This window comes from Candidatus Nealsonbacteria bacterium (genome assembly GCA_019923625.1).
Lineage (GTDB): Bacteria > Patescibacteriota > Minisyncoccia > Minisyncoccales > RBG-13-42-11 > JAHXGN01.
This window is the reverse complement of the sequence record JAHXGN010000001.1, coordinates 47,253-73,934: the sequence shown is the minus strand read 5'-3', so window position 1 is coordinate 73,934 and position 26,682 is coordinate 47,253. Positions and strand designations below refer to the sequence as shown.

The 26,682-nt window shown below is 36.2% G+C and carries 35 protein-coding genes and 1 tRNA gene; 34 read left to right on the top strand and 2 right to left on the bottom strand.

The features are described from left to right. Positions 1-437: 437 nt before the first annotated feature. From acs to KY055_00390, 6 genes are all read left to right on the top strand, one after another. Positions 438-2,363 (top strand): acetate--CoA ligase, encoded by a 1,926-nt coding sequence (acs, locus tag KY055_00415; protein ID MBZ1345101.1) that lies wholly within the window; start codon positions 438-440, stop codon positions 2,361-2,363. After that, positions 2,360-4,858: a phosphoenolpyruvate synthase gene (ppsA, locus tag KY055_00410; GenBank protein ID MBZ1345100.1), complete on the top strand. Its 2,499-nt coding sequence runs from the start codon at positions 2,360-2,362 to the stop codon at positions 4,856-4,858. Before acs ends, ppsA begins: the two co-directional genes overlap by 4 nt. 9 nt (positions 4,859-4,867) lie before the next feature. After that, positions 4,868-5,929: a carbohydrate kinase family protein gene (locus tag KY055_00405; GenBank protein ID MBZ1345099.1), complete on the top strand. Its 1,062-nt coding sequence runs from the start codon at positions 4,868-4,870 to the stop codon at positions 5,927-5,929. Positions 5,930-5,954: 25 nt separating this feature from the next. Next, positions 5,955-6,800, top strand: coding sequence for a class II fructose-bisphosphate aldolase family protein (locus KY055_00400; GenBank protein MBZ1345098.1), 846 nt, complete (start codon positions 5,955-5,957; stop codon positions 6,798-6,800). Between the two features lie 159 nt (positions 6,801-6,959). After that, positions 6,960-7,604 (top strand): 50S ribosomal protein L25, encoded by a 645-nt coding sequence (locus tag KY055_00395; protein MBZ1345097.1) that lies wholly within the window; start codon positions 6,960-6,962, stop codon positions 7,602-7,604. A gap of 158 nt (positions 7,605-7,762) precedes the next feature. Further along, a complete protein-coding gene (locus KY055_00390) occupies positions 7,763-9,151 on the top strand; it encodes a lytic murein transglycosylase (GenBank protein ID MBZ1345096.1) in 1,389 nt (462 codons plus the stop codon). 81 nt (positions 9,152-9,232) lie between these two features. On the opposite strand, the gene KY055_00385 is transcribed toward KY055_00390, so the two are convergent. Then, the gene (locus KY055_00385) at positions 9,233-9,988 is read right to left on the bottom strand and encodes a PCRF domain-containing protein (protein ID MBZ1345095.1); all 756 of its coding nucleotides are present in this window, start codon (positions 9,986-9,988) and stop codon (positions 9,233-9,235) included. 1 nt (position 9,989) lies between these two features. Next, a complete protein-coding gene (rpmE, locus tag KY055_00380) occupies positions 9,990-10,220 on the bottom strand; it encodes a 50S ribosomal protein L31 (GenBank protein MBZ1345094.1) in 231 nt (76 codons plus the stop codon). Between the two features lie 62 nt (positions 10,221-10,282). Here rpmE and rpsB point away from each other — a divergent pair, with 62 nt between their 5' ends. The 28 genes from rpsB to map all read left to right on the top strand — a co-directional run bounded on the left by rpsB (position 10,283) and on the right by map (position 26,612). Continuing rightward, positions 10,283-11,023 carry a 30S ribosomal protein S2 gene (gene rpsB, locus KY055_00375; GenBank protein MBZ1345093.1) on the top strand — a complete coding sequence of 247 codons (741 nt, stop codon included), beginning with the start codon at positions 10,283-10,285 and terminating at the stop codon, positions 11,021-11,023. 55 nt (positions 11,024-11,078) lie between these two features. Next, complete coding sequence (tsf, locus tag KY055_00370) at positions 11,079-11,522, top strand: translation elongation factor Ts (GenBank protein ID MBZ1345092.1); 444 nt, start codon at positions 11,079-11,081, stop codon at positions 11,520-11,522. Positions 11,523-11,525: 3 nt separating this feature from the next. Next, a complete protein-coding gene (locus KY055_00365; protein ID MBZ1345091.1) occupies positions 11,526-11,903 on the top strand; it encodes a hypothetical protein in 378 nt (125 codons plus the stop codon). Positions 11,904-12,001: 98 nt separating this feature from the next. Beyond that, a tRNA-Thr gene (locus KY055_00360) sits at positions 12,002-12,074 on the top strand. A gap of 270 nt (positions 12,075-12,344) precedes the next feature. Beyond that, on the top strand, positions 12,345-13,544 hold the full coding sequence (gene tuf, locus KY055_00355; protein ID MBZ1345090.1) for an elongation factor Tu: 1,200 nt from the start codon (positions 12,345-12,347) through the stop codon (positions 13,542-13,544). A gap of 48 nt (positions 13,545-13,592) precedes the next feature. Beyond that, positions 13,593-13,934: a 30S ribosomal protein S10 gene (gene rpsJ / locus KY055_00350; GenBank protein ID MBZ1345089.1), complete on the top strand. Its 342-nt coding sequence runs from the start codon at positions 13,593-13,595 to the stop codon at positions 13,932-13,934. A gap of 140 nt (positions 13,935-14,074) precedes the next feature. Further along, positions 14,075-14,731 (top strand): 50S ribosomal protein L3, encoded by a 657-nt coding sequence (gene rplC, locus KY055_00345; protein ID MBZ1345088.1) that lies wholly within the window; start codon positions 14,075-14,077, stop codon positions 14,729-14,731. 20 nt (positions 14,732-14,751) lie between these two features. Then, complete coding sequence (gene rplD / locus KY055_00340) at positions 14,752-15,402, top strand: 50S ribosomal protein L4 (GenBank protein ID MBZ1345087.1); 651 nt, start codon at positions 14,752-14,754, stop codon at positions 15,400-15,402. After that, positions 15,399-15,683 (top strand): 50S ribosomal protein L23, encoded by a 285-nt coding sequence (gene rplW, locus KY055_00335; protein ID MBZ1345086.1) that lies wholly within the window; start codon positions 15,399-15,401, stop codon positions 15,681-15,683. Before rplD ends, rplW begins: the two co-directional genes overlap by 4 nt. 248 nt (positions 15,684-15,931) lie before the next feature. Then, positions 15,932-16,726, top strand: coding sequence for a 50S ribosomal protein L2 (gene rplB / locus KY055_00330; protein ID MBZ1345085.1), 795 nt, complete (start codon positions 15,932-15,934; stop codon positions 16,724-16,726). A 13-nt stretch (positions 16,727-16,739) separates the two neighbouring features. Beyond that, on the top strand, positions 16,740-17,060 hold the full coding sequence (gene rpsS / locus KY055_00325; protein MBZ1345084.1) for a 30S ribosomal protein S19: 321 nt from the start codon (positions 16,740-16,742) through the stop codon (positions 17,058-17,060). 42 nt (positions 17,061-17,102) lie between these two features. Beyond that, entirely contained in the window at positions 17,103-17,705 is a 603-nt protein-coding gene (rplV, locus tag KY055_00320; GenBank protein ID MBZ1345083.1) for a 50S ribosomal protein L22, read from the top strand. A 23-nt stretch (positions 17,706-17,728) separates the two neighbouring features. Then, positions 17,729-18,373, top strand: coding sequence for a 30S ribosomal protein S3 (rpsC, locus tag KY055_00315; GenBank protein MBZ1345082.1), 645 nt, complete (start codon positions 17,729-17,731; stop codon positions 18,371-18,373). Positions 18,374-18,377: 4 nt separating this feature from the next. Then, positions 18,378-18,785 carry a 50S ribosomal protein L16 gene (rplP, locus tag KY055_00310; protein MBZ1345081.1) on the top strand — a complete coding sequence of 136 codons (408 nt, stop codon included), beginning with the start codon at positions 18,378-18,380 and terminating at the stop codon, positions 18,783-18,785. 52 nt (positions 18,786-18,837) lie between these two features. Next, positions 18,838-19,014 (top strand): 50S ribosomal protein L29, encoded by a 177-nt coding sequence (gene rpmC, locus KY055_00305; protein MBZ1345080.1) that lies wholly within the window; start codon positions 18,838-18,840, stop codon positions 19,012-19,014. Between the two features lie 7 nt (positions 19,015-19,021). Then, complete coding sequence (gene rpsQ, locus KY055_00300) at positions 19,022-19,261, top strand: 30S ribosomal protein S17 (protein MBZ1345079.1); 240 nt, start codon at positions 19,022-19,024, stop codon at positions 19,259-19,261. Beyond that, positions 19,258-19,629, top strand: coding sequence for a 50S ribosomal protein L14 (gene rplN / locus KY055_00295; protein ID MBZ1345078.1), 372 nt, complete (start codon positions 19,258-19,260; stop codon positions 19,627-19,629). Before rpsQ ends, rplN begins: the two co-directional genes overlap by 4 nt. Before the next feature lie 185 nt (positions 19,630-19,814). Further along, positions 19,815-20,120 (top strand): 50S ribosomal protein L24, encoded by a 306-nt coding sequence (gene rplX / locus KY055_00290; GenBank protein ID MBZ1345077.1) that lies wholly within the window; start codon positions 19,815-19,817, stop codon positions 20,118-20,120. A 1-nt stretch (position 20,121) separates the two neighbouring features. Then, positions 20,122-20,685: a 50S ribosomal protein L5 gene (gene rplE, locus KY055_00285; protein ID MBZ1345076.1), complete on the top strand. Its 564-nt coding sequence runs from the start codon at positions 20,122-20,124 to the stop codon at positions 20,683-20,685. Between the two features lie 72 nt (positions 20,686-20,757). Next, complete coding sequence (locus KY055_00280) at positions 20,758-20,943, top strand: type Z 30S ribosomal protein S14 (GenBank protein MBZ1345075.1); 186 nt, start codon at positions 20,758-20,760, stop codon at positions 20,941-20,943. A gap of 55 nt (positions 20,944-20,998) precedes the next feature. Then, on the top strand, positions 20,999-21,388 hold the full coding sequence (gene rpsH, locus KY055_00275) for a 30S ribosomal protein S8 (GenBank protein ID MBZ1345074.1): 390 nt from the start codon (positions 20,999-21,001) through the stop codon (positions 21,386-21,388). 225 nt (positions 21,389-21,613) lie between these two features. Then, positions 21,614-22,156, top strand: coding sequence for a 50S ribosomal protein L6 (gene rplF / locus KY055_00270; protein ID MBZ1345073.1), 543 nt, complete (start codon positions 21,614-21,616; stop codon positions 22,154-22,156). 15 nt (positions 22,157-22,171) lie between these two features. Next, the gene (locus tag KY055_00265) at positions 22,172-22,681 is read left to right on the top strand and encodes a 50S ribosomal protein L18 (protein ID MBZ1345072.1); all 510 of its coding nucleotides are present in this window, start codon (positions 22,172-22,174) and stop codon (positions 22,679-22,681) included. 30 nt (positions 22,682-22,711) lie between these two features. Next, complete coding sequence (locus KY055_00260; protein MBZ1345071.1) at positions 22,712-23,197, top strand: 30S ribosomal protein S5; 486 nt, start codon at positions 22,712-22,714, stop codon at positions 23,195-23,197. A 117-nt stretch (positions 23,198-23,314) separates the two neighbouring features. Beyond that, positions 23,315-23,770 carry an uL15 family ribosomal protein gene (locus KY055_00255; protein MBZ1345070.1) on the top strand — a complete coding sequence of 152 codons (456 nt, stop codon included), beginning with the start codon at positions 23,315-23,317 and terminating at the stop codon, positions 23,768-23,770. A gap of 124 nt (positions 23,771-23,894) precedes the next feature. Then, a complete protein-coding gene (gene secY, locus KY055_00250; protein MBZ1345069.1) occupies positions 23,895-25,193 on the top strand; it encodes a preprotein translocase subunit SecY in 1,299 nt (432 codons plus the stop codon). After that, complete coding sequence (locus KY055_00245; protein MBZ1345068.1) at positions 25,180-25,854, top strand: nucleoside monophosphate kinase; 675 nt, start codon at positions 25,180-25,182, stop codon at positions 25,852-25,854. Before secY ends, KY055_00245 begins: the two co-directional genes overlap by 14 nt. Before the next feature lie 14 nt (positions 25,855-25,868). Beyond that, positions 25,869-26,612 (top strand): type I methionyl aminopeptidase, encoded by a 744-nt coding sequence (gene map / locus KY055_00240; GenBank protein MBZ1345067.1) that lies wholly within the window; start codon positions 25,869-25,871, stop codon positions 26,610-26,612. Positions 26,613-26,682: the final 70 nt, after the last annotated feature.

Below are 26,682 nucleotides of genomic sequence, written 5' to 3'. Positions count from 1 at the left end.
GATTGACAGTGCAAAAGAAAAAGGGACGGGTACCTTTTTTATGGATCATTTCCAGAAAAAGGAGCTAAGCTCCTTTAAGGCTTTATAGGGAAATAGGGACGGGTCCATTTTTGAGCAACGAATTTGTAACGTTTTAATTTACGAATTTACGAATTTACAATCAATTTTCAATTTTCTAATTTTAAAATTAATAAATTAGTAAATTCATTCGTAAATTGAAAATTAGTAAATTGGTAAATTAAAATTATTTGTATTTTTTTGTTTTGGATTTTAAGTTTTTATTTAAGTTTCTGAATTTTACAGGGGTCAGACCCCTGTATTTTGTTTCTTTTTTGATTCTTGGTATAATAAACCCAGTATATCATCTTCGGCTGGTTTCGCCTTAGCGAAACCATAAAACCATGGGTTGCCGAAGTTGTATTACTGGGTAAATTTGTATGTTCAAAAAAGATAATCTTTATTATCCGATTGAAGGTTTTAAGAAAAGGGCTTGGCTAAAAGATAAAAAAATTTATAGAGAAGCAGATAAAAATCCAATTAAGTTTTGGGAGAAGTTAGCCAAAGAACTTTTTTTAAAAAAATGGAAAAAGCCGTTTGAACACAAACCCCCATATTTTAAGTGGTTTTTGGGTGGAAAATTGAATATTACAGAGAATATTTTTGAGAAAAATTCGCAGGGTTGGGATAAGATTAAAAACAAAATTGCCTTAATTTGGGAGCCGGAACCAATTGATGAAAAACCCAAAATTTTAACTTACGGAGAACTGTTCTCCGCGGTTAATAAATTTGCGCAGGGTCTGAAAAAATTAGGAGTAAAAAAAGGCGACAGAATAGGGATTTATCTGCCAATGATTCCCGAAGCAATAATTTCAATGCTTGCCTGCGTCAGAATTGGAGCGATTCATACCGTTGTTTTTTCTGCTTTTTCACCCCATGCTTTAAAAGTAAGACTGCAGGATACTGAAGCTAAAGTTTTGATAACGGCCGACGGTTATTACAGAAGAGGAAAAATTGTCAATTTAAAACAAAATGCTGACGAGGGAATAAAAGAAACAAAAGTGGAGAAAGTTATTGTGGTAAAAAGAGCAGAAAATGAAATTCCGTGGGACCCTCAAAGAGATTTATGGTGGCAGGAGTTAATCAAAAATGAAAGTAATCAGTGCCAATCCGAAATTATGGATTCAGAAGACCTTTTATTTTTATTGGCGACCAGCGGTTCCACCGGCCGACCAAAACAAATCATCCACACCTGCGGTGGCTATACAGTTCAGGCCTATTGGACAGGAAAATGGATTTTTGATTTTCATGCAAACGATATTTTTTGGTGCACTGCCGACATAGGTTGGATCACTTCGCATACATACGGTTGCTACTCGCCCTTACTTAATGGAATAACCTTTTTGATGTTTGAGGGAGCGCCAGATTGGCCGACACCTGACAGGTGGGCGCAAATTATTGAAAAGCACAAAGTAACAGTTTTCTATACTGCGCCAACCGCAATCCGAATGTTTGAAAAGGAGCTAAGCTCCTTGAAAGCATATAAATTTGAAAAATTACGGCTATTGGGGTCGGTTGGTGAACCAATCGATGAATCAGCCTGGCTCTGGTATTTCAAAGAGGTCGGAAAAGAAAAGTGTCCGATAGTTGATACCTGGTGGCAGACGGAAACCGGCGGAATTTTAATTACTTCTTTGCCGGGAATCGGACCTTTCAAACCGGCCTTTACTGGATTACCATTTCCGGGAACAAAGTTTGATATATTTGATGAAAAGGGAAAATCTTGTCCGGTAGGTAAAACAGGAAACTTAGTCATACTTCCGCCTTTTAGCCCCGGTATGTTCCGAGGAATTTACAAAGACCCTAAAAAATATTTAGAAACCTATTGGAGTCAATATAGTAAAGAGGTCTACTTCACCAGTGATGCGGCTTTCAAAGATAAAAATGGTTTAATCCGAATTATCGGCAGGGTAGATGATGTAATTAAGGTGGCGGGTCACAGATTGTCTACCGGAGAGTTAGAAGCAGTTATTAATTTGCATCCCGATATTACCGAATGCGCAGTAATTGGCATTCCAGATGAAATAAAGGGAGAGGTGCCTGTGGCTTTCGTTGCTCCCAAAAAGTTTACAGAGGCCCGTCCTCTGCAACTTAAAGAGGAGATTATTAAACAAGTAAGGAAAGAAATCGGGCCCATTGCCTCGCCAAAAGAAGTTTACTTGGTTGAAGATTTGCCTAAAACCCGCAGCGGGAAAATTATGAGACGAATCTTAAGAAAGCTATTTACTGGCGAAGAACTTGGAGATTTAAGCACATTAGCAAACCCAGAAAGCGTTGAGAAAATAAGAGAGGTAATTAAATTATGAATAAAAAACAAAAGTTTATTTTATGGTTTAAGGAAATCTCGGCAAAAGACGTGCCTATGGTCGGAGGGAAAAATGCTTCTTTGGGCGAAATGTTTGGCAAGCTAAAAGCGAAAAGCGAAAAGCGAAAAATAAATCCGATTAATATCCCTGATGGTTTTGCTTTAACTACAGAAACCTATTGGCATTTTTTAAGGGAAAACACAATTGATGAGAAATTAAAAGAAATTTTCAAAAAATTTGACCCCGAAAGCATCAAAAACTTGCAAGAAACTGGCAAGGCAGCTCGAAATTTAATTTTAAATGGAAAATTTTCCGGGGACCTAAAAAGGGAGATATTTAGGGCCTATCAGAAATTATCAGAAAAATACGGCCAAAGAAATATCAATGTAGCTGTTCGTTCTTCAGGCGTGGCCGAGGACAGTCCCAAAGATTCTTTTGCCGGTCAGTTTGAAACCTTTTTAAATGTTTCAGGAAAAGAAAATTTATTAAGAGCCATTAGAAAATGCTTGGCTTCTTCTTTTAACGATAGAGTCATTGCTTATCGGGAAGAGAAAAAAATTTCTCATTTGGAATTTGCTTTATCAATCTGCGTTCAAAAAATGGTCAGGTCGGATTTGGCGTCTTCGGGCGTGCTCTTTACCATAGATACTGAGACAGGATTTAAAAATGTTGTTTTAATCAATTCAATTTTTGGAGTGGGGGAAATGATTGTCAAAGGAATGGTTACGCCTGATGAATTTTATGTTTTCAAGCCAACCCTGAAACAAGGCTTTAAATCAATAATTCTTAAAAATTTGGGAAGAAAGACAAAAAAATATATTTACCCTGTTAAATCCTCGCGAAGCGAGGTGTTCGCTAAAAGCGAACAATTTAACAGGGTGAATGCCAAAAATCAAGGAATTGTAGAAGTAGCTGTTTCTAAAAAAGACCAATTAAGATTTTCCCTAACTGATGAAGAAATTTTAACTTTGGCTAAATGGGCTTGTCAAATAGAAAGCCATTACAAAATTCCCCAGGACATTGAGTGGGCAAAAGATGGAAAAACAGGCGAGCTTTTTATTGTTCAATCAAGGCCTGAGACGGTCCATACACCCCAAGAAATTAAGTTTTATGAAGAGTATCAATTAAAAACAAAAAAACCGCCAATTTTAACCGGAATTGCCGTTGGAAATAAAATCGGCCAGGGAAAAGTAAGAATCATTGGCGATGTTTCTAAAATAGACCAATTTCAAAAAGGAGAGGTTTTGGTAACAAAAATGACCGACCCGGATTGGCTGCCGGCAATGAGAATTGCCTCAGCCATTGTCACTAATGAGGGCGGAAAAACAGCCCATGCGGCCATAGTAAGCCGGGAGCTTGGAATTCCCTGCATTGTCGGGACTCAGAAAGCAACCGAAATTTTAAAAAACGGTCAAGAAGTTACGGTTGATTGCACCCAGGGATTAAATGGAAAAATTCTCGGTGGGAAAATTTCCTTTAAAATAAAAAAATACGATTTGAAAAAAATCCCAGAATTGACTACCAAAATAATGATAAATATCGGTTCTCCTGACATTGCTTTTAAAACATCATTTTTGCCAAATGACGGCGTGGGGTTGGCCAGGGTTGAGTTTATTTTGGCTGAAAAAATAAGAATTCATCCCTTGGCCCTTTATCATTATAAAAAATTAAAAATCCGGGCAAAGAGAACAGCAGTAGAACCTGGCAAAGCTCGGTTCACTACGGGGCAAGTAAAAAAGATTGTTAAAAGAATTGAAGAAATTACAGTTGAACACAAAGACAAAAAAGAGCATTTTATCAAAGAGTTGGCCGAAGGCATTGCTAAAATTGCCGCTGCCTTTTGGCCCAAAGAAGTAATCGTCAGATTTTCCGATTTTAAATCAAACGAATATGAAAACCTGGTTGGCGGCCAATTATTTGAAAAAGAAGAAGAAAATCCGATGTTGGGTTTCCGAGGGGCTTGCCGTTATTTAGACAAAGAGTTTCAGCCGGCTTTTGAAATGGAATGCCAGGCAATAAAAAGAGTTAGAGAGGTTTTCGGATTGAAAAATATTTCAGTAATGGTGCCTTTTTGCCGGACGGTGGAAGAAGGAGAAAAAGTGTTAGAATTAATGGAAAAATTCGGCCTTGTCAAAAAAGAATTAAAAACTTATGTTATGTGTGAAGTTCCTTCCAATGTTATTTTAGCAGAAGAGTTTTTGAAGATTTTTGATGGTATATCAATTGGTTCAAATGATTTAACTCAATTAATTTTGGGAGTAGACAGAGACAACGCAAAAATTGCTTATATCGGCGATGAAAGGAATGAGGCGGTAAAAGAAATGATTAAAAAAGTGATTAAACTCTGTCGCCAAAAGAAAAAATATGCCGGTATTTGCGGTCAGGCGCCGAGTGATTTTCCGGAGTTTGCCGAATTTTTAGTCAAAGAGGGGATAGAATCAATTTCTTTAAACCCGGACACTGTTATTAAAACAATTTTAAGTTTAGCAAAATAATTTATTTCAATGTTTGATGTAATTACCTTCGGGTCGGCGGCTCAGGACATTTATCTGAAATCAAAAAAATTTTTACCGGTTTTTAATAAAACCCTTACCGCAAAACAGGGCATTTGCTTAGATTTGGGTTCAAAAATTGAGGTGGAAGATATTTTTTTGAGTTCTGGCGGCGGCGGAACAAATACGGCCGCGACCTTTGCCAATCAAGGGTTGAAAGTTGCCTGGTGCGGTCAGGTTGGCGAGGACTGTTTTGGCAATTTAATAATCGCCGAGCTGAAAAAATTAAAAATCAGCCCATCATTTATTCTAAAAACAAAAAATAAACTTACCAATATTTCGGTTTTTTTAACTTATCCTGGCAAAGACCGGACAATTTTGGTTTACCGGGGGGCTTCTGATGATTTGGAGAAAAAAGACATTCCCTGGCAGAAAATTAAAAAAACCAGTTGGTTTTATTTAGCTCCGTTCTCCGGAAAGTTAGCCAATTTAACCGAGGACCTGATTAATTTTGCCCAAAAATTTAAGATTAAGGTTGCCTGGAATCCAGGATATGACCAATTGAAATTTTCAAAGCCGGTTTTGGAAAGAATTTTGAAAAAAATTGACATTTTGATTTTAAATCAGGAAGAGGCCTCGTTATTGACCAAAATTCCTTTTCAAAAACCTGCTCGCCGAGACCCCTGTTTTGCTGGCAGGCAGATTGGCTCAGGCGGGCTTGGCTGTCGAATCCTTGGCCCAGGCAGGGAAAAAGAAATTTTCCGAAAAATCGATGAAATGACAAAAGGCATTGCCATAATGACAAAAGGCAGGGATGGCGTAGTTGTTTCTGACGGAAAAGAGCTTTACCAGGCGCCGTCTTTGAGATTAAAATTTGTTGATGCTACTGGCGCTGGCGACGCCTTTGGTTCCGGTTTTGTTGCCGGAATGATTGAGAAAAATAATATAATTTTTGCCATTCAAAAAGCCATGGCAAATTCAGGTTTCTGCGTTAGCCAATGGGGAGCCCAAAAAGGCCTTTTAAAAAAGGGGGCAAGGTATCCAAAAATCAAAATTTTAAAAAAGAGGCTCTAAAAAAGTTCTAAAAAGAACCCCAAAAATGAAAATAAAAAATTTAAAACATTATTTTAAAAAAGCGGAAAAAGAAAAATGGGCAATCGGCCAATTTAATTTTTCAACCCTTGAACAATTAAAAGGAATTTTAAAAGCGGCTCAAAAATTAAAATCCCCCTTAATTTTGGGAACATCGGAAAAAGAAAGCCGTTTTTTCGGATTAGAGGAAGCAGTAAATTTGGTTAAAATTTATCAAAAAAAATTGAAACTTCCTGTTTTTTTAAACCTTGACCATGGAAAATCTTTAAGTTATACTAAAGAAGCGATAAAAGCCGGCTATGACTCCGTTCATTTTGACGGTTCGGAATTGCCAATTAGAGAAAATATAAAAATCAGCCGAGAAATTAGAGAATATGCCCGAAAAAAAAATGTATTTTTTGAGGGAGAATTGGAAAAAATAGCCAGGGTTGGAGAAAAAGGAATTTTGACCGACCCTTGTTTAGCCCTAAAATTTGTCAAAGAAACAGGAATAGATGGTTTAGCCATTTCAATTGGCAATGTTCACGGAATTGAATTTTCCGGCTTAAATCCCGATTTGAATTTGGAAAAATTAAAAGAAATAAGAGAAAAATTAAAAAATAAGGTCTTTTTGGTATTACACGGCGGCTCGGGTACCAAAAAAGAAGATTTAAAAAAGGCAATAAATTTGGGGATTGTTAAAATAAATATCAATACGGAATTAAGAATGGCTTACAAACAGACCCTAAAAAAATCAATTTTGGAAAACCGGAAAGAATTAAGACCTTACCAGTATCTTTTACCAGTAATTCAGGCAATTGAAAAAGCGGCCAAAGAAAAGATTTTATTATTTGGCAGCAGTAGAAGAAAATAGACTTTCTTCACCTACCTGAGCGTTAGCGAAAGGTGAAGATGAATCTAAAGATTCATCGACCAATAGAAGAAAGAGGAAACTCAGGCCTGTCTTGCGGCTGTTCAATCAAAATAAAAAATTATCAAAAATTAAAAAAACACTATATTTGAAGTTATTAATATGTTGACTTTAGATGTTAAAATTCGCGAAATTCTCGGAAAAAAAACAAAATCCCCGAGAAAAACCGGTCTTCTGCCGGCAATATTATACGGACCAAAAATAAAAAATATTCCCTTAAAAGTTGATTTCAAAGAATTTGAAAAAGTTTATCAAGGAGCCGGAGAAAGCTCTTTGATTCAGCTTCAAGTAGATGGTAAGAAATTTTTGGTTTTGATTCATAGTGTTGAAATTGACGCCATTTCTCAAAAACCCATTCATATTGATTTTTATCAGCCGAAATTAGACGAAGAGATTACGGCAACCGTTCCTTTGATTTTTGAAGGAATGGCACCGGTGGTAAAGGAATTAGGAGGAACTTTGGTTAAAAATATTTATGAGTTGGAAGTAAAAGCCCTGCCCCAAAACCTTCCTCACGAAATTAAAGTGGATATAAGCAAGCTAAAAGCATTTGAGGATAATATTTTAATTAAAGATTTAATTGTTTCAAAAGAAGTAAAAATTCTCAAAGCGCCCGACGAAATGGTTGCTTTTGTTTCAGAGCCGGAAAAAATAGAAGAGGAATTAGAAAAACCAATTGAAGAGAAAGTGGAGAAAGTGGAGAAAGTTGAGGAAAAGAAAAAAGAAGAGGCAGAAGAGGAGAAATAAATTTTCAATTTCCGAGCCCGCCAGTTGGCGGGCGAAGGGAAAGAAGAGGTATTCCTCTTCGCCCTTCAATTTTCAATTTGTAATAAAATCAGTTTTACTGCTGGCCGGTTGATATGTGCCCTCAATCCTGTTATAATAATTTATGCAAATAATTTTTAATGTCTAAATTTTCAAAAATTTTAATACTTGTTTTGTTTCTGGCTTTTGTTTTGCCAAATTTCTTCAGTTTTGCTCAGACGACCCCTCGGGAGGAGCGCCAGGCTTTAGAAAGGGAATTAAGGGAAGTGGAAGAAAGAATTATTGAGTATGAAAAAGATATTCAAAAAACCGAAAGAGAAAAAAGAACCCTTAGAAACGATATTGCTCTTTTAAGAAGGAGGATTGAAAAATTAGACCTTCAGGCTCGTCAAAGCAACATTATGATTAAAGACATTGCCATTCAGATTAAAGATACTGAGGGTTCAATTGACAGAACGGCATTAAAAATTAACGACTCAAAAAAAAGAATAATCAATATCTTGCGGGCAATTTACAAAGAAGAGCAAAGGAGCTTCATTGAAATTTTATTTTTTGAAAGACGCCTCTCTAATTTTTTCAGTAATTTAATGACCCTTGAAAATCTTCATAATAAAAACAGCGAACTTTTAGAAAACATTAAAAATTTAAAAATTCGCCTTGAATCCCAGAAGAAATCTTTAGACCAAGAAAAAGAGGACCTGGCCAGGACGCGCAAAGTCCAACTTTTACAAAAAGAAGAAAACGTCAAATTAAGAAGAGAAAGAGACAGTCTTTTAAGATTGACCCAAGCCCAATATCAGCAGTATCTTAGAGGAAAAGAAGAAATAAAACGAAGAGCAGTTGAAATCAGAGCAAGGATTTTTCAATTAATCGGAGTAGCCGATGTTCCTACCTTTGGCGAGGCCTATGATTTGGCAAAATATGTAGAAGGAATTACCGGAGTGAGGCCGGCCTTTTTATTGGCGATTTTAAAACAAGAGTCCAATATCGGCCGGAATGTTGGTCAGTGTTTTTTAAGAAATCCGAGAACCGGAGAAGGAGTTGGGATTAGAAACGGAAGAACTATCCAAAGAGTGATGCATCCCCGAAGAGACGCGCCTATTTTTCTTCAAATCACCGAGAGAGCGGGCAGAGACCCTTTTAATACTCCGGTTTCTTGTCCGATGGAATTTGGCTGGGGAGGGGCAATGGGGCCGGCTCAATTTATTCCTTCAACCTGGATAAGGTATAAAGAAAGGGTCAGGGCAATTACCGGCAGCGCCGACCCATGGAATATCAAAGATTCTTTTGTGGCCGCTGGCTTGCATTTAGCCAATAATGGGGCGAATAGAAGAACCCCTGAGGCCGAATGGCGGGCGGCAATGATTTATTTTGCCGGAACCGTTAACCTTAGATTTAGGTTTTATGGGGACTCGGTAATGAGAATTGCCAGGGGCCTTGAAGGAGATATAAGGGATTTAGAAAGATTGGCCCAATTGCCAAAATCATTGGCTTTCTTTAAGGTTTTTATCAAGGGCGCTCATAATTGATTCCAATTTTCCGGCCATAGTTTCTTCTAAATTGTGCCAATTTTTTATAAATACACGGGTTTCACCCGTGTATTTTTACGTCTATTGAAGATTAGTCGCTTCGTTTTTTTCTTTTTCGAAAGATTTAATTATTATACCTAATTCTCCATTTAATATTTTTTCCAGGTTATGCCATGATTTTTTCAGGCGGTGGTCGGTAATCCTGTTTTGAGGGAAATTATAAGTTCTGATTTTTTCCGCTCTCTGGGCCTTGCCGATTTGCAAACGTCTTTCTTCTCCCACTTTCGTCCTCTCCTCCACCTCTTTTTTTTCTAAAAGCCTGGCTGCCAGGATACTCAGAGCATTTTCTCTGTTTTGCTGCAGGTTTCTTTCGGTTTGCGAGGTAACTACCAATCCGCTGGGCAAGTGGGTGATTCTGACAGCAGTCATTCTTTTGTTGACATATTGACCGCCAGGACCCGATGATTTGTAGGTGTCAATTTTTAAGTCATTGGGATTTATGGTAATTTTTCCTTTCTGGGGTTTCAGCAGTACTGCCACCGAGGTCGTAGAGGTGTGAATCCTGCCCGATTTCTCGGTGGTCGGGATTCTCTGGACGCGATGAACCCCGGCCTCATTTTTCATTGTTGAAAAAACTCCGTTACCCGAAATTTCAAAAATAATTTCTTTAAAGCCATTTAAAGAAGTTGGACGAGAATCCAAAATTTTTTGTTGCCAATGATTAAAAAAAGCGTATCTTGAATACATTTTTAATAAATCGGCAACAAAAAGAGACGCTTCTTCTCCGCCGGCTCCTGCCCTGATTTCAACAATTACTGATTGTGATTCATTTATCATATTATTTTTTTCGCCCTTTTTTCATTTCTTCCTTTCTTGCCAATTTCTTTCTGAATTTTTCTACCCGGCCCAGAACATCAACGATTTTTTCTTTTCCGGTATAAAAGGGATGGCATTTTGAGCAAACCTCAACTTCAATAATTTCCTTGGTTGAACCAACAGTAAATACATTCCCGCAGGCGCAGCGAACTGTTGCCTTCTCGTAATATTTTGGATGAATGTTTGTCTTCATTGATTTTTATAATAACCCATTGCTATTGAAAAATCAAGAAGGATATTGTAAAATCTGATTATATGGAGGAAATAAAAAAAGACGAATTTAAAATTGATGTTGAGGAGATGGCTCAACTGGGAATTCATTTCGGTCACCGAACTTCAAAAACCCATCCCAAAATGGAGCCCTATTTATTTGGAAAAAAAAATACGGTTCATCTTATTGATTTGGAAAAAACGAAAGATAAATTGGAAAAAGCCCTTCAATTTATTCGGCAATTAGTTTTAGAAGGGAAAACTTTAGTTTTTGTTGGAACAAAAATTCAAATAAAAGAATTGTTGAAAAATATTGCCTTAGAGTGCGGTTTTCCTTATGTTAATGAACGTTGGTTAGGAGGAACTTTTACTAATTTTGAAATAATAAAAAAAAGAATTGAATATTTTAAAGATTTAGAAAAGAAAAAAACCAAAGAGGAATTTGAAAAATACACCAAAAAAGAAAGGGCTGAAATTGAAAAAGAGTTAATAGTTTTGGATAAAAAATTCGGCGGAATAAAAAATTTGGAAAAATTACCCGAGGCAATTTTCGTTTTAGATATGAAAAAAGATGCGCTATCCATAAAAGAAGCCCGGGAAAAGGGAATAAAAGTAATTGGCATTTCCGATACCAATGTTGACCCGAATTTAGCCGATTACCCAATACCGGCCAATGATGATGCAATCAGTTCTGTAAAATATATTCTGGAGAAAGTAAGAGAGGTGATTTTAAATGCAAAACTTAAAGCGAAAAACGAAAAACCACAGCCTAAAACTCAAAGCTAAATAATTTTAAGTTTTTAGTTGTAGCTTTGCGCTTTGATTTTTGACTTTTGAGCTTATGATAAATATTAGCCAAATCAAACAATTAAGAGAGGAAACCGATATTTCAATAACCGAATGCAAAAAGGCCTTGGAAAAATCCGGAGGCGATATTGATAAGGCAAAAGAAATTCTAAAAAAATGGGGCAAGGTATTGGTTGAGAAAAAAATTAAACGAGAAGTTAAACAGGGAATTATAGACAGTTATATCCATTCCAATAAAAAAATCGGGGTCTTGCTGGAACTAAATTGTGAAACTGACTTTGTTGCCAAGTCCAAAGATTTTCAAAACTTAGCTCACGAGTTATGTTTGCAAATCGCCGGTTTTGAAGGAAATTCACCCATTTTAGAACAATCCTGGATAAGGGATGAAAGTAAAAAAATCAAGGACTTAATTGATGAATATATAGTAAAATTGGGAGAAAATGTTGTCCTTAAAAGATTTATTCGTTACGAAATTTAAAAAATGCCAGAATTAATCGCCACCATTATTTTAATCGGAAGTTTTTTGGGAATTATTTCAATCGCATTTAAAAAAATATCAATTTTAGCCCAATTGCCGGAAAAGCCCCAAAAAGACAAATGTTTCCAAACTTATTTTTTAAAGAGAAAAATTATTTTAATAAAAGACAGGGTTAAAAACTGGAGATACTTTAAAAAAGTCAACCCAGATATATTTTTTCAAAACATTCTTTCAAAAATCAGGGTCTTGAGTTTGAAAATGGAAAACAAAACCGCCAATTTACTTCAGAAAATAAGAGAAAAAACCAAAAAAAAGAAAATTAAAGAGGATGATAATTATTGGCAAGAAATAAAAAACTCAACCAAAAATGAGTCAGAATAATTCAAGAGGAAAACAGCTGTCTTGGCCAGGATATAGAACTTGCCGACTCGCTTGCCTTGGTGGCAAAGCAATGGTTTTGCCTGCCTGCCATCGCCTAAGCCTGAGTAGCTCAGCGGCAGAGCAACTGTTTTGTAAACAGTAGGTCGCTCGGTTCAAATCCGGCCTCAGGCTCTTAGGCTTAGGCGATGGCAAGCGGGTAAACCGGGTACGGGTATTCAATTCACCCCATTGACTTTTTGTAATAAACAGCGAACAATAAATCCTGTTGACGTTAAACCTTGACTGACGTTCAGACAACTTATATTGACAAACTTTAAAGATTAAGTAGAATAATAATATAATAAGAATAATCCGAATGCTGCGAATTTTTATCCGAATGTTGCGAATAAATAAATTATTCGCGGCGCTCGTATATTATTGGTAGGTTCGCATTATAATTTTATGGCAGAAAAAGAAAAATTTATCAGGGAAAAACCCCATATTAATGTCGGCACTATTGGTCATGTTGACCATGGAAAAACCACATTAGTGGCATCTATTTTACATGTTTTGGGCTTGAGCAACCCCAAAATAGTTAAAAAATCGGTTGATCAAATTGATGCCGCTCCTGAAGAAAAAGCCAGGGGATTGACCATTAGTATTTCTCATCTTGAATATGAAACCGAAAAAAGACATTATGCCCATATTGATTGTCCGGGCCACGCTGATTATATCAAAAATATGATTACCGGAGCAGCTCAAATGGACGGCGCAATTTTAGTGGTTTCAGCTCCTGATGGACCAATGCCTCAAACCAGAGAGCATATTTTATTGGCTCGTCAAGTCGGTCTGCCTTCAATAGTTGTCTTTTTAAATAAATGCGATTTGGTTGATGACCCGGAAATTATTGATTTAGTTGAGAGTGAAGTCCGAGAAATTTTGAAAAAATATGGTTTTCCCGGTGATACTATTCCAATAATTAAGGGTTCGGCCGCAAAAGCCCTGGAAGCAAAATCTATTGATGATGAATGGGCAAAGAAAATTTTGGAATTAATGAAAGCGGTAGATGAACATATTCCCGAACCGGTTAGAGAAATAGATAAACCATTTTTAATGGCTATTGAAGATGTTTTTTCCATTTCCGGCCGAGGAACGGTTGTAACCGGAAGAGTTGAAAGAGGAGTGGTTCAAAATAATGACGAAATAGAGATAGTTGGTATTAAACCAACAGTTAAGACCACTGCGGTTAGTGTTGAAATGTTTCAGAAAATTCTTGACGAAGGAAGAGCTGGCGACAATGTCGGGGTCTTGATTAGGGGCCTTAAAAAAGAAGACGCGCAAAGGGGTCAGGTTTTAGCTAAACCGGGAACGATTACTCCTCATACTGAATTTGAAGCCGAAGTTTATATTTTAACCAAAGAAGAAGGTGGTCGTCATACCCCATTTTTTTCCGGCTATAAACCCCAACTTTATTTCAGAACTACTGATGTGACCGGAGATGTGGTTTTAGCCGAGGGAACGGAAATGGTCATGCCTGGCGACACCGTTAATTTAAAAATAAAATTAATTGTTCCTATTGCTTTGGAAGAAAAACAAAGGTTTGCAATTCGGGAAGGAGGAAAAACAGTAGGAGCAGGAGTAACGACGAAAATAATAAAATAGTTAATAAGTTATAACGGAATAATTAGCAATTTTTATTGTTCTTTTAAGATGCCAGCCAAAAAAACAGTTGCTGAAGTTGAAGAAATAAAAACCAAGATTCGGATTAAACTGCGGTCTTACGACCACAAAGTTATTGATAATTCAACAAAACAAATTATTGAAATAGCTTTGCGTTGCGGGGTGGAGGTTTTGGGCCCGGTGCCCATTCCAACCGAAATTCACAAATATACTGTTAATCGGTCCTCTTTTGTTCATAAAGACGCCAGGGAGCAGTTTGAAATGAGAATTCATAAAAGACTAATTGATATTTTAAATCCCAATCCAAAAATAATTGATGCTCTAACGCGACTTACTTTACCGGCCGGAGTTGATATTGAAATTAAAATGTAAGGCACAGATCTAAGATACGGAGGACTGTCCTCCGTTATTTTAACTTTATTGCCTCGCTCAAAAAAGTGTAAACAACACTCGGGATTCTTACATATCTTAGATACGGAGGACTGTCCTCCGTTATTTTAAATCTGCTATTAATCATGAAATTTATTTTAGGTTTAAAACTTGGTATGTCTCAAATTTTTGACAAAAACGGAAAAGTAATTCCGATAACTTTAATTGAAGCCGGCCCCTGTCAAATTACTCAAGTAAAAACCAAAGAGTCCCGCGCCATTACTGCCAGCCAGCCAGGGGACAAGAAAGATAAAAAAGATAATTATGACGCTTCACAGATTGGTTTTATAAAATTAAAAGACAAGAAAATAAAAAAACCGCAAAAACAAAAACCATTTAGATATTTGCGGGAGTTTAGGGGAAACAATAGAGACAATATAGATGTTTCAAAATATAAAGTCGGAGATGAAATCAATGTTTCAATTTTTCGGGAAGGAGATGTTGTTGAAGTTTCCGGAATTTCTAAGGGAAAAGGTTTTGCCGGAGTAGTCAAAAGATGGGGATTTTCGGGTAGAAATGCCACTCATGGAGTAAAACATGAATCAAGAAAAGCCGGCTCAATTGGCAGTTCTTTTCCCGAAAGAGTAATAAAAGGGAAAAAAATGGCAGGTCGTATGGGAAACCAAAGAGTAACAATCAAAAATTTAAAAATAGTTAAAATTGATAAAGAAAATAATCTTTTGGCGATAAAAGGGGCTATACCCGGGCCAAAAGGAACTTTATTGGAAATTAGGGGATAGTTGCCTCGCTTAATTTTTATATGGAAATAACAGTTTACAATCAAGAAGGTAAGGAAATAGAAAAAATTTCGCTGCCAAAAGAAATTTTTGATGTTAAAATAAATCACGATTTGATTCATCAAGTTGTTGTTTCTCAGATGGCAAACCGGAGAAAAATTCTGGCTCAAACAAAAACCAGGGGAGAGGTAAGGGGCGGAGGAAAAAAACCCTGGCGGCAAAAAGGAACGGGTAGGGCTAGACACGGTTCAATTCGTTCTCCTCTTTGGCGGGGCGGGGGAATAACTTTTGGACCGAGAAAAGAAAAAGTTTTCAAAAAAATGATTCCCAAGAAAATAAAAAGAAAAGCTCTTTTGATGGTTTTGACCGCTAAGGCGAAAAGTAATTTATTAATTTTTGTCAATCAATTGAAATTAGAAAAAGCAAAAACAAAATCAATGGCCGAAATTATTAATGTTTTAAGTTCAAAAATTGAAAATTTCAAAAAAGGAAACACTTTGATTGCTTTACCGGAAATGAACAAAAAGATAATTTTAGCGGCTAGAAATCTTCCACAAGTAAAAACCATTCAGGTAAAAGATTTAAATTGTTTAGACCTGCTTTCTTTTAAGTATTTAATCATGCCAAAAGAATCAATTAAAATAATAAAAACCACATTTTTAAAATCAAAATGACAAACCTTTATCAAATTTTAAAATCTCCCCATATTACTGAAAAAGCGACCGATTTAACCAAAGAGAACCAATATGTATTTAAGGTCTTTTCCAAAACAAATAAAACGGAAATTAAAAAAGCGGTTGAAAATTTTTATAAGGTAGATGTTTTAGATGTTAAAATCATTAATCTTCAGCCCAAAAAAAGAAAATTGGGAAAAATTTCAGGTTGGAGGGCGGGATATAAAAAAGCAATTATTAAAATAAAAAAGGGGCAGAAGATAGAAGTATTACCACGATAATCGCTCGGCAGGCTAATTTTTAGGATACGCTCACTCACCCAGCGTGTTCGTTCGCTCATGTCCTCGCCTCGCTCCTCGCTGAGTGCGAGACCTTGCCCGCTCGGCTGCGGATGCTCCTAAAAATTACTTCCCTCGCTTTTATTTTTTCTGGTTAGCTGGATAATCGCTCGGCAAGCTGGTTTCAGGGTCGTTCGCTCGCCCCAGCGAGGCTAGCTCACTGAAACCACTTGCCTGGCTTAAACATTTTTATGAAAAAGCATTTATTACTTACAAAAAAAGAGCCAGAAAAAAAATTGCTTATCTCTTTAAAAAAAAGAGCCGGTCGAGCGTGTTCTGGCAGGATAACCATTCGTCACCGGGGCGGGGGAGTAAAAAAATTATACCGGATTTTAGATTTTGGTCAGGAAAAAAAGGGCCTTGCCGGCAAAATTCTGGCTTTTGAATATGACCCTTATCGGACGGCTTTTATTGCTTTAATAGAATACCAAAATGGGAAAAAAGGATATCTTTTGGCAGCCAAAGATATGAAAATCGGCGATGAAATTATTTGCGCTGAAAAAACTGAAGTTAAAATCGGCAACAGAATGAAATTAAAAAATATTCCGGTCGGAACATTGGTCTACAATATAGAATTGAATCCTAGTCAGGGTGGAAAATTAATAAGGAGCGCCGGCGCTTCGGCCAAAATTTTAGCCCGGGAAGGTAAATACACTCATTTAGAAATGTTCTCAGGTGAGGTTAGAAAAATTTTACAAGAATGTTATGCTACGGTCGGAGTGGTTTCTTATCCCGAGCATCGTTTTGAAATTATCGGAAAAGCCGGAAGAAGGAGATTAAAGGGTTGGCGGCCCACCGTCAGGGGGACGGCAATGAACCCGGTTGACCATCCCCATGGTGGCGGAGAGGGGAAAACACCAATTGGTTTAAAACATCCCAAAACTCCCTGGGGAAAACCAGCTCTTGGAAAAAAGACGAGGAAAAAAAAGAAATGGACCAATAAATATATTATTCAAAGACGCAAACCGAAGAAAAAGAAGAAATAATTATAAAAATAATATGACACGCTCACTGAAAAAAGGTCCCCAAGTGGATGAAAAATTATTAAATAAGGTTAGAAATTTTAAACCCGAAACCAGTGCCATTATTAAGACCTGGTCCAGAAGTTGTACCATTGCGCCTGAGATGATTGGATTTACTTTTGGCGTTCACAACGGAAAAGAATTTATTTCAGTCAAAATAACCGAGGATATGGTTGGTCACAAATTAGGCGAATTTTCGCCAACAACAAAATTTTTCAAACATGGTGGAAAAATGCAAAGAGAATTGAAAACAAAAGCAACTTCTACCGGCTTGGCAGGTCCTGAAAATAAAAAATAATAATACTTATTTGACTTAACAATAAATTTTCAATTTATTTTAATGATTGCAAAACTTCGAAATTTAAGAATAGCTCCCAGAAAAGTTAGATTGGTTGCCGATTTAATTAGGGGAAAAAGGGTTGAGGAAGCTCAAACGATTTTAAATTTGACCATCAAAAAAGCATGCCAGCCATTGTTAAAACTTTTAAATTCAGCCCACAACAATGCCAAATATAATTTTGGCTTAGAAAAATCAAATTTTTTTATTTCCAAAATTACGGTTGATGAAGGCAAAAAATTAAAAAGATGGAGGGCTCGGGCAAGAGGTAGAGCTGCGGCAATTCAAAAAAAAACCTCTCATATTACTTTGGTTTTGGATACAATTGAGAAGAAGTTCGAAGAAGATAAATCTTCTTCTCACGCTGAACCTGACGATAGGAAGGTGAGGCGTGAGAAGAGAACAAAGTTCTCTTCGAACCCCTTCGCTATCGCTCGGGAGATTAAGAAGAAACCTTTAAAAATTAAAAAAACCAAAGAAGTTAAAGAAAAAATAGAAAAAACCCCTAAAATTAAAAAGCCCAAACTTCAAAGGCCGGAATCAGAGATTAAAAAACCAAAAATTGAAAGAGGAATTAAAAAAATATTCAAACGTAAAGCGTTTTAAAATTTCACTGCTGTTTAAGATATATGACTCATAAAGTTCATCCAAAAATATTTAGAATTAGAAACATAGCCGATTGGAATTCCCAGGGATTTTATAAAAAACCGGCTTTTTATTTGGCCGAAGATTTTAAAATTAGAGAATTTTTAAATAAAAAATTAGAGAAAATGGGTATTGAAAAAATTGAAATTGAAAGATTTCCGGGCAAAATAAATATTATTATTCACACTGCCAGGCCGGGATTAATTATTGGTCGGGGAGGAGAGGGCGTTGAACGGATTAAAAAAGAATTAGACAAGATTTTATTCCCGTTAAAACAAGACAAAAAGGATTTAAGGATTGAAATTAGAGAGATAAAAAATCCCTGGACCTCTGCTTCACTTTCAGCTCAGTGGATTGCCCAACAAATAGAAAAAAGAATTCCTTTTAGAAAGGTATTAAAGCGAGGATTAGATAAAATTATAACAAATAAAGAAATTAAGGGAGCAAGAGTGGAGGTATCTGGTCGGCTCAACGGAGCTGAGATTGCCAGAAGAGAATGGTTAAAAAAGGGAAAATTACCCCGTCAAACCATAAGAGCAGATATTGATTATGCCCAAGAACGGGCCTACTGCACCTACGGAATAATAGGAATAAAGGTTTGGATATATAAGGGCGAACGTTTCGCCTAATATTATGTTAATGCCTCGCAAAGTTAAACATCGAAAATGGCGAAAAGGAAGGTCAAAGGGCGCTGAAAATCGTGGAACGGAAATAACTTTCGGTTCTTTCGGCTTAAAATCATTAGCAACCCATTGGATTAGTTCCCGTCAAATTGAAGCGGCTAGAAGAGCCATTTTGAGATACTTGAAAAAAGGAGGTAAACTCTGGATTAGAATTTTCCCCCAAAAACCAATAACCAGAAAAGGAACCGAAGTGCCAATGGGTGGAGGAAAAGGGAGTGTTGACCATTATGTTTTTCCAATAAGGCCCGGTCGAATTATTTTTGAGATAGAAGGAATAAAAGAAGAAGCAGCTAGAGATGCCCTGAAAAAAGCAGCCGATAAATTGCCTGTGAAAACTAAATTTGTTAAGCGCGGATAAACCGCTGATTTAGCGTCAATTCGACGTATAGCAGTTAATTCAACGGATATTAATGAAGACAAAAGAATTGCGACAAAAATCAAAACCAGAATTACAAAAATTGCTTCAAACTTCAAGAGAAAGTTTAAAGCAGTTGCGTTTTGATTTGGTCTTAGCTAAAGTAAAGAATGTCAGAGAGATTAGAAAAATTAAAAAAGACATTGCCAGAATACTTACTTTGCTAAAGTAATAAATTTATGCCAAAGCGTCAACTAACCGGAACAGTCATTTCAAATAAAATGCAAAAAACGATTGTCGTTGAAACCGAACGAATTAAAGAACATCCGAAATATAAAAGGAGATTTAGGGTTTCCAAAAAATATAAAGCCCACGATGAAAAAGGAGAATATCATGTTGGGGATAAGGTTGTCATCGAGGAGTGCAGACCAATAAGTAAAGAAAAAAAGTGGAGAGTAATTAAAAAACTTGGTTTATGATTCAGCTGCGTACAATATTAAAAGTTGCCGATAATACCGGAGCCAAGACCTTACAATGTATTTTAGTCCTGGGTGGTTCAAGACGTAGATATGCTCAAATTTCCGATATTATTGTTGGAACGATAAAAGAAGCCGAACCAAGAAGGATAGTTAAAACACATGAAGTGGTCAGGGCAGTGGTTATTAGGCAAAAAAAAGAATTTAAAAGGTCGGATGGATCATATATTCGGTTTGACGATAATGCTTGTTTGATTTTAGAAGGAAAAACCAAAGAGCCAAAAGGCGGAAGAATTTTGGGTCCAGTTGCCCGAGAATTGAAAGAGAAGGGTTTTGATAAGATTGCTGCATTGGCCGAGGAACTGGTATAACGCTCGGCAACTAAAGTTTTCAGGTACCGATAGTTCAAATCCCAGCGAGATTTGACTATCTACATTCTCGTCCCGCCAGCCGCCTTCGGCGGCACCATGCTGGCGGGACTGCGAAAGTTACCATGAAAACTTTGTTGCCTCGCTTATTATTCGTATATTCGTACTTATTCGTAATTCGTAGGATTATGAAAATAAAAAAAGGCGATACGGTTTTAATAATTTTAGGCAAAGACAGAGGAAGAAAAGGCAAGGTCTTAAAAATTATTCCTGAAAAGGAAAGTTTGATAGTTGAAGGAATTAATATTAAAAAAAAACACATTCGTCCCAAAAAGGGCGGAGAGAAAGGCCGAATTGTTCAAATAGCCGCTCCGATTCATATTTCTAACGCCAAGTTAATTTGTTCAAAATGCGGAAAGCCAAGCAGGATAGGTTATAAAATTATTGAAAAGAAAAAAAATAGAATTTGCAAAAAATGTGGGCGAGAAACCTAATATGTTAAAATTACAAGAAAAATATAAAAAAGAAGTAGTGCCAGTTATGATGAAAGAATTTGGATATAAAAATCCAATGGCTGTTCCTAAAATTGAAAAGGTAATAATCAATACCAGTTTTGGAAAATTGATTTTAGGTAAAACAAATGAAGAGCAAAAAAAGATTCAGAAGGCAATTTTAAATGATTTAGCTCTCATTTCCGGTCAAGGACCGGTTTTAACAATGGCTAAAAAATCGATTGCCGGATTTAAAACAAGAAAAGGTTTAGCCCTTGGCGCCAAATGTACTCTTAGAAAAAAGAAAATGAATGATTTTTTAGAAAGGTTAATCAACATCTCTCTTCCTCGCTCGCGTGATTTTCGGGGAATAGGAATTGAGTCCTTTGATTCAAAAGGAAATTTAACAATCGGTATTAAAGAACATATTTATTTTTCCGAGATTTCACCGGAAAAAGTAAAAAATATTTTTGGTTTTGAAATAACAATCAAAACTACCGCCAAGACAAAAGAAGAAGGAATAGAGTTGTTAAAATTATTAGGATTTCCAATTCACCCTGTTAAATAATCCAGCCCTTTTTGCGAAAAAGGCTGGATTGCCGCAAAGCGGGATTTAACAGGGTAAAAAAATAAACGACAAATGGCAACTAAATCTCAAATAGCAAAATCTCTTAAAAAACCAAAATTTTCAACCCGAATTGTTCGGAGATGTTTTAAGTGCGGTAGAAAAAGAGGATACTTTCGTCATTTTGGATTATGCAGGATTTGTTTTCGGGAGATGGCAAACCAAGGTCTAATACCGGGAGTTAAAAAATCGTCATGGTGAAATTTTCAACTTTTAACCCCCAATTTTTAAATAATTTTTAATACCAATTATTTTTATGGATCCAATTTCAGACATGTTAACTTCAATAAGAAACGGCTTAATCGTTAAACATCCAACGGTTGAGATTCCATTTTCCAATTTAAAATATGAAATCGCTAAAATTTTAAAAAGAGAAAAATTGGTTGAAAAAATAGAAAGAAAGGGAAAAAAAGAAAAAAAAACAATTCAAATTACCTTAAAATATAAAGATAAAACGTCAATTATTTCTAATTTAAAAAGAATTTCCAAACCAGGTCAAAGAATCTACCAGACCCATAAAGAGATAAAACCAGCAAAAAAAAGGTACGGAATAAAAATAATTTCTACCTCAAAAGGAGGATTAATAACTAACAAAGAAGCAAAAAAACAAAAATTAGGAGGAGAGGTGCTTTGTGAAATATGGTAAAGTCGCTCGGCAGGGCTGATTCGGGTGACACGCAGTCAGCTTTAATAGTAAGAGAAAGTTATTCCCGCTGCTGCTATTTCTCGCCGAGCCTCACCAGTCTTAAAAAAATTTCAAATCTTTCCGGGGCTCGGCTGCGAAGTGTCACCCTCATATCCCTGCCTCGCTTAAATCTTTTCGGGGCTCGGTTGTGAATATCCCTGCCTCGCTTAACTCGCTTAAATTTTTATGTCAAGAATAGGAAAAAAACCAATACCAATATTAAAAGGGCTTCAAATAAAAATTGAAGACCAGAAAGTCATTATTAAGGGCCCAAAAGGCGAGCTTTCTAAAAAAATTCCCCAAGAAATTAAAATTGAAATCAAAAATAATAAAATTTTCGTTACACCTAAAATTGAAACCAAAAGAACCAACCCTTTTTGGGGTTTAACCCGGGCGCTTCTTTTTAATGCGATTAAAGGAGTTAGCGATGGTTATGAAAAAAAATTGCAAATAGAGGGTTTGGGTTATCGGGCAGGACCGGAGGGTGAAAACTTAATTTTGCAAATTGGTTTTACCCATCCGGTTAAAATAGAATCACCAGAAGGAATTAAATTTTCAGTTGAAAAAAATATCATTACTGTTTCTGGCATAGACAAAGAATTAGTCGGTCAAATGGCTGCCAAAATCAGAAAAGTTCGGCCCCCCGAACCCTATAAAGGAAAGGGAATCAGATATTTGGGAGAGATAGTAAGAAAAAAAATGGGTAAAAAAGCAGTCCAGTCCAAATAAAAAACAAGTAAAAACATTATTATCTTGAAAAAAGAAAAAAAACGAACAAAAATTCACAAAAAAATAAGAGTTCAAATTTCAGGAACAAATAAAATTCCACGACTTTGTGTTTTTCGCTCATTAAAACATATCTATGCCCAATTAATTGATGATGAAAAAGGAAAAATTTTAGTTTCAAGCAGCGATTTAGAACTTAAACAAAAAACAACAAAGGGCAAAGAAAGCAAGCCTTCTTCTTCCGCTGAACCTGACGATAGGAAGGTGGGGCGTGAGAAGAGAACAGAGTTCTCTTCGAATTCCCTCGCTAGCGCTCGGGAGAAAGAAAAAAGGGGGAAAGGGGGAGGAAAAGTAGAAATGATTAAAGCCGGAAAAATTGCCAAGGCCCTTGAGGTCGGTCAATTAATTGCCCAAAAGGCCTTATTAAAAAAAATTGATAAAGTAGTATTTGACAGGGCGGGATATAAATATCACGGCAGGGTTAAGTCCTTGGCCGAGGGAGCGAGAGAAGCAGGCCTCCGTTTTTAAATTTCTAATTTCTAATTTCTAATTTCTAAAATGATGAGAGAAAAATTTCAAAGAGTTAAAGAAGAAAAACCTAAAGACGAATATGAGTCCAAGCTATTGGATTTAGCCAGAGTTTCCCGCTCAACGACCGGAGGAAAACGGCTTCGATTTCGGGCCGTCGTAGTAGTCGGAAATAAAGCTGGTAAAATTGGATTAGGAGTGGCCAAAGCAGCCGATGTTGCTCAGGCCGTGGAAAAAGCAACTCGCTTGGCAAAAAAACATTTAATTGAAATTCAAATTATTAAAGATACTATTTCTCATCAAGTTGAAGCTAAATTTGGCGCGGCAAAGGTCTTGCTCAAACCTCAGAGAAAGGGAGGGGGGTTGGCAGCCGGAGGAACAATAAGGGTAGTTTGTGCCTTGGCCGGAATAAAAAATATTTCTTCAAAGGTCTTAGGAAGAACCAGAAATAAATTAAATAATGCCCAAGCAACCATTAAAGCCCTAAAAATGCTGAAAATTTCTAATTCCCAATGACTAATGTCTAATCAATGTCTAATGCTAAAATGTCTAATGCCTATATTTTAGTCATTTGGTCATTAGTCATTGGGAATTGATTAGAAATTAGAAATTAGTCATTAGTCATTCACCATTATGCAGCTACATAATTTACATCCAATCCATAAAATGAAAAAACCGAAAAGAGTAGGTCGGGGAGGCAAGAAGGGCACCTACTCCGGTCACGGCATAAAAGGTCAAAGAGCTCGGGCCGGCCGGAAATTAAAGCCGATAATTCGGGAATTAATAAAAAGATATCCAAAATTAAGAGGATACAAATTTAAATCAAAAATCAAAAATCAAAAATCAAAAATTGTGATTTTGAATTTAGAAACCTTGGAGAAAAAATTTAATTCCGGAGAAAAAATTAATCCAAAAATATTGACAGAAAAGAAAATTATTGCTGAAATAAAAGGAAAGATGCCAAAAGTTAAAATTTTAGGGAAAGGAGAAATAACTAAAAAATTAATTATTGAGGGTTGCGAAATATCTAAATCGGCCAAAGAGAAGATTGAAAAAACCGGCGGCATAGTGAAAATGTCTAATTTCTAATGTCTAATTTCTAATCAATGTCTAATGCCGAAATGTCTAATGCCTAATTATTTTTTTGTCATTTTGTCATTAGTCATTAGGAATTGATTAGACATTAGAAATTAGACATTAGTCATTTTAAGGTATGTGGTATCAAAAACTCATTCAAATTTTTAAAATACCGAGCTTAAGAAATAAAATCCTTTTTACCTTAGGAATTTTGGTAATTTTTAGGATAATGGCAAATATCCCCATACCGGGAATAAATATTGAAAACTTAAGGGCATTTTTTGGAGCCGGTCAGTTTCAATTTTTGGGCTTGGCTAATCTGTTTATTGGCGGAACCCTTGACCGTCTTTCAGTCATAATGTTGGGATTGGGACCATATATTACGGCTGTTATTATTTTACAACTTCTGACCATGATTTTTCCTCAACTTGAACGTCTTTACAAAGAAGAAGGAGAGGCCGGTCGTCAAAAATTTAATCAATACGGAAGATTGTTAGCCGTGCCCTTATCTTTTTTACAGGGATATGGAATGCTTTCTTTACTGCAAGCCGGAGCCAATCCAGTAATTGAACATCTTTCACCTTTTTTGCTTTTAACCTCTCTTCTAACAATTACGGCTGGCACTTTGTTTTTAATGTGGTTGGGTGAGTTAATTTCGGAAAAAGGAATAGGAAACGGTATTTCTATTTTAATTTTTGCCGGTATTATCTCTATTTTTCCGGCTAATGTTGGTCAAATCTATCTTGGCTGGGAGGCGGCTAAAATCCCCACATATTTTTTCTTTTTTGCCATGGTTTTGTCTATTATTGCCGGCGTGGTTTTAATTAACGAAGCCAAAAGAAATATTCCGGTTTCTTATGCCAAAAGAGTAAGAGGAAATCGTCTTTACGGCGGGGTTTCCACTTATTTACCCCTAAATGTTAATCCGGCCGGCGTAATGCCTATAATTTTTGCTTTATCGGTTTTAACTTTTCCAATGATGATTACTGGTTTTTTAAGAGAAAAAGAAGGTCTTGTCGGAACCCTTGCGGCAAGTATAGGAAATTTTTTTGATCCTCAAATAAATCCATGGGGTCAGGCAATTTTTTATTTTTTATTAGTTTTTGTTTTCACTTATTTTTATACGGCCGTTACCTTTGACCCTAAAAACATTGCCAAAAATCTTCAAAAAATGGGTGGTTTTATTCCCGGTATCAGGCCGGGAAGTTCAACCGCCAGTTTTTTATATTATGTTTTAAATCGGGTTTTGTTGATTGGGGCTATTTTTTTAGGAACAATTGCTATTTTGCCCTCAATTGTTGGTGAAATAACAGGAGTTATGGTTTTCCAATTTTTAATCGGCGGAACAGCTGTTTTAATTATTGTTTCGGTTGTTTTAGAAACAATGCGTCAGATTAATGCCCAGCTTCAAATGCACGAATATGAAACTTTCTAAAAATCAAAATCTAAAGGTGCTTATTATTTTAGGTCCGCCGGGTTCGGGTAAGGGAACGCAGGCTAAACTACTTGCTGAAAAATTTAGATTAGAATATATCGGAAGCGGTGATGTTCTTCGTGCCCGGCAAAAGATAAGTGATTTCACCGGGAAAAAACTCATTAAAGTTATGGGAAAAGGAGAATTGGTTCCCAGTTTTGCCGTTTCTAAAATTTTGGGAGACGAATTAGAAAAATTAAAAAAACGTCCAAAAATTAATGGGTTTGTTTTGGATGGCTGGACCAGAATACTTATTGAAGCTATCCTGGCAGATGAAGCTTTGAATTGGTATGAATGGGGTAAAAACGTGAAAGTTATTCTTATTAATATTTCAAGAAAAGAATGTTTTAATCGATTAACTAAAAGAAGGCAATGTAAAAAATGTGGTAGACCTATTCCTTGGATTGGAGAATTTAAAAAACTTAAAAAATGTGACAAATGCGGGGGAGAATTTATTATTAGACCCGATGATAAAATTGAATCTATAAAAGAAAGATTGCAAGAGTATAAGAAAAAAACAATACGGGCAATAAAATATTACAGGAAACAAGGAAGGTTAATTGAAATAAATGGTCAGCAAAGCATTGAAAATGTTTTTAAAGATATCTTAAAATCTCTATAAGGGAGAAGAGAAGAATGGTTCCAATAAAAACAAAAGAGGAAATTGAGGTAATGACAGAGGGCGGCAGAATTCTGGCAAAAATTATGAAAGAATTGGAAAGACAAGTAAGGCCGGGAATTAAAACAAAAGAATTAGACAATTTTGCCAAGAATCTGATTTTTAAATATGGAGGAAAATGTTCGTTTGAGGGATATCAAGGATTTCCAACTTGCCTTTGTACTTCAATTAACCAGGAGATTGTTCATGTCGCGCCCTCGGCTCGTCAACTGAAAGAAGGCGATATTATTTCTCTTGATTTGGGGATTTTCTATAAGGGTTTTCACACCGATATGGCAATTACCATTCCGGTTGGAAAAGTTGTTCCCGAAGTTCAACGGTTTATCAGGGTGACAAAAAAGGCCTTAAAGCGCGGCATTAAAAAAATTCGGCCCGGCAATACTTTTGGCGATATTGGAAACACCATCCAAAGATATGTTGAGAATCAGGGTTTTAATATTGTCAGAGACCTTTGCGGTCACGGAATTGGCAGAGAAATCCACGAAGACCCAAAAATACTTAACTACGGTAAAAGAAGGACCGGGCCCGAGCTTGTCGAAGGCATGGTTTTTTGTTTAGAACCAATGATTACGATGGGCGGCTGGAAAATCAAAAAATCAAAAGACGGTTTTGGTTTTGAAACCCAAGACGGGTCTCTCTCGGCCCATTTTGAACATACAATTACTGTCACCAGAAATGGAGCCAAAATTTTAACTATATGAAGAAAATTAAATTTCCATTCTCGCCTCGTCTTGGCCGGCTCAATAGTCGATGAAGATAAATCTTCATCTC

Excerpts from the sequence above, each read along its gene's own strand:
- acs (MBZ1345101.1), top strand. The coding sequence starts at position 438 with ATGTTCAAAAAAGATAATCTTTATTATCCGATTGAAGGTTTTAAGAAA.
- ppsA (MBZ1345100.1), top strand. The coding sequence starts at position 2,360 with ATGAATAAAAAACAAAAGTTTATTTTATGGTTTAAGGAAATCTCGGCA.
- KY055_00405 (MBZ1345099.1), top strand. The coding sequence starts at position 4,868 with ATGTTTGATGTAATTACCTTCGGGTCGGCGGCTCAGGACATTTATCTG.
- KY055_00400 (MBZ1345098.1), top strand. The coding sequence starts at position 5,955 with ATGAAAATAAAAAATTTAAAACATTATTTTAAAAAAGCGGAAAAAGAA.
- KY055_00395 (MBZ1345097.1), top strand. The coding sequence starts at position 6,960 with ATGTTGACTTTAGATGTTAAAATTCGCGAAATTCTCGGAAAAAAAACA.
- KY055_00390 (MBZ1345096.1), top strand. The coding sequence starts at position 7,763 with ATGTCTAAATTTTCAAAAATTTTAATACTTGTTTTGTTTCTGGCTTTT.
- KY055_00385 (MBZ1345095.1), bottom strand. The coding sequence starts at position 9,988 with ATGATAAATGAATCACAATCAGTAATTGTTGAAATCAGGGCAGGAGCC.
- rpmE (MBZ1345094.1), bottom strand. The coding sequence starts at position 10,220 with ATGAAGACAAACATTCATCCAAAATATTACGAGAAGGCAACAGTTCGC.
- rpsB (MBZ1345093.1), top strand. The coding sequence starts at position 10,283 with ATGGAGGAAATAAAAAAAGACGAATTTAAAATTGATGTTGAGGAGATG.
- tsf (MBZ1345092.1), top strand. The coding sequence starts at position 11,079 with ATGATAAATATTAGCCAAATCAAACAATTAAGAGAGGAAACCGATATT.
- KY055_00365 (MBZ1345091.1), top strand. The coding sequence starts at position 11,526 with ATGCCAGAATTAATCGCCACCATTATTTTAATCGGAAGTTTTTTGGGA.
- tuf (MBZ1345090.1), top strand. The coding sequence starts at position 12,345 with ATGGCAGAAAAAGAAAAATTTATCAGGGAAAAACCCCATATTAATGTC.
- rpsJ (MBZ1345089.1), top strand. The coding sequence starts at position 13,593 with ATGCCAGCCAAAAAAACAGTTGCTGAAGTTGAAGAAATAAAAACCAAG.
- rplD (MBZ1345087.1), top strand. The coding sequence starts at position 14,752 with ATGGAAATAACAGTTTACAATCAAGAAGGTAAGGAAATAGAAAAAATT.
- rplW (MBZ1345086.1), top strand. The coding sequence starts at position 15,399 with ATGACAAACCTTTATCAAATTTTAAAATCTCCCCATATTACTGAAAAA.
- rplB (MBZ1345085.1), top strand. The coding sequence starts at position 15,932 with ATGAAAAAGCATTTATTACTTACAAAAAAAGAGCCAGAAAAAAAATTG.
- rpsS (MBZ1345084.1), top strand. The coding sequence starts at position 16,740 with ATGACACGCTCACTGAAAAAAGGTCCCCAAGTGGATGAAAAATTATTA.
- rplV (MBZ1345083.1), top strand. The coding sequence starts at position 17,103 with ATGATTGCAAAACTTCGAAATTTAAGAATAGCTCCCAGAAAAGTTAGA.
- rpsC (MBZ1345082.1), top strand. The coding sequence starts at position 17,729 with ATGACTCATAAAGTTCATCCAAAAATATTTAGAATTAGAAACATAGCC.
- rplP (MBZ1345081.1), top strand. The coding sequence starts at position 18,378 with ATGTTAATGCCTCGCAAAGTTAAACATCGAAAATGGCGAAAAGGAAGG.
- rpmC (MBZ1345080.1), top strand. The coding sequence starts at position 18,838 with ATGAAGACAAAAGAATTGCGACAAAAATCAAAACCAGAATTACAAAAA.
- rpsQ (MBZ1345079.1), top strand. The coding sequence starts at position 19,022 with ATGCCAAAGCGTCAACTAACCGGAACAGTCATTTCAAATAAAATGCAA.
- rplN (MBZ1345078.1), top strand. The coding sequence starts at position 19,258 with ATGATTCAGCTGCGTACAATATTAAAAGTTGCCGATAATACCGGAGCC.
- rplX (MBZ1345077.1), top strand. The coding sequence starts at position 19,815 with ATGAAAATAAAAAAAGGCGATACGGTTTTAATAATTTTAGGCAAAGAC.
- rplE (MBZ1345076.1), top strand. The coding sequence starts at position 20,122 with ATGTTAAAATTACAAGAAAAATATAAAAAAGAAGTAGTGCCAGTTATG.
- KY055_00280 (MBZ1345075.1), top strand. The coding sequence starts at position 20,758 with ATGGCAACTAAATCTCAAATAGCAAAATCTCTTAAAAAACCAAAATTT.
- rpsH (MBZ1345074.1), top strand. The coding sequence starts at position 20,999 with ATGGATCCAATTTCAGACATGTTAACTTCAATAAGAAACGGCTTAATC.
- rplF (MBZ1345073.1), top strand. The coding sequence starts at position 21,614 with ATGTCAAGAATAGGAAAAAAACCAATACCAATATTAAAAGGGCTTCAA.
- KY055_00260 (MBZ1345071.1), top strand. The coding sequence starts at position 22,712 with ATGATGAGAGAAAAATTTCAAAGAGTTAAAGAAGAAAAACCTAAAGAC.
- KY055_00255 (MBZ1345070.1), top strand. The coding sequence starts at position 23,315 with ATGCAGCTACATAATTTACATCCAATCCATAAAATGAAAAAACCGAAA.
- secY (MBZ1345069.1), top strand. The coding sequence starts at position 23,895 with ATGTGGTATCAAAAACTCATTCAAATTTTTAAAATACCGAGCTTAAGA.
- KY055_00245 (MBZ1345068.1), top strand. The coding sequence starts at position 25,180 with ATGAAACTTTCTAAAAATCAAAATCTAAAGGTGCTTATTATTTTAGGT.
- map (MBZ1345067.1), top strand. The coding sequence starts at position 25,869 with ATGGTTCCAATAAAAACAAAAGAGGAAATTGAGGTAATGACAGAGGGC.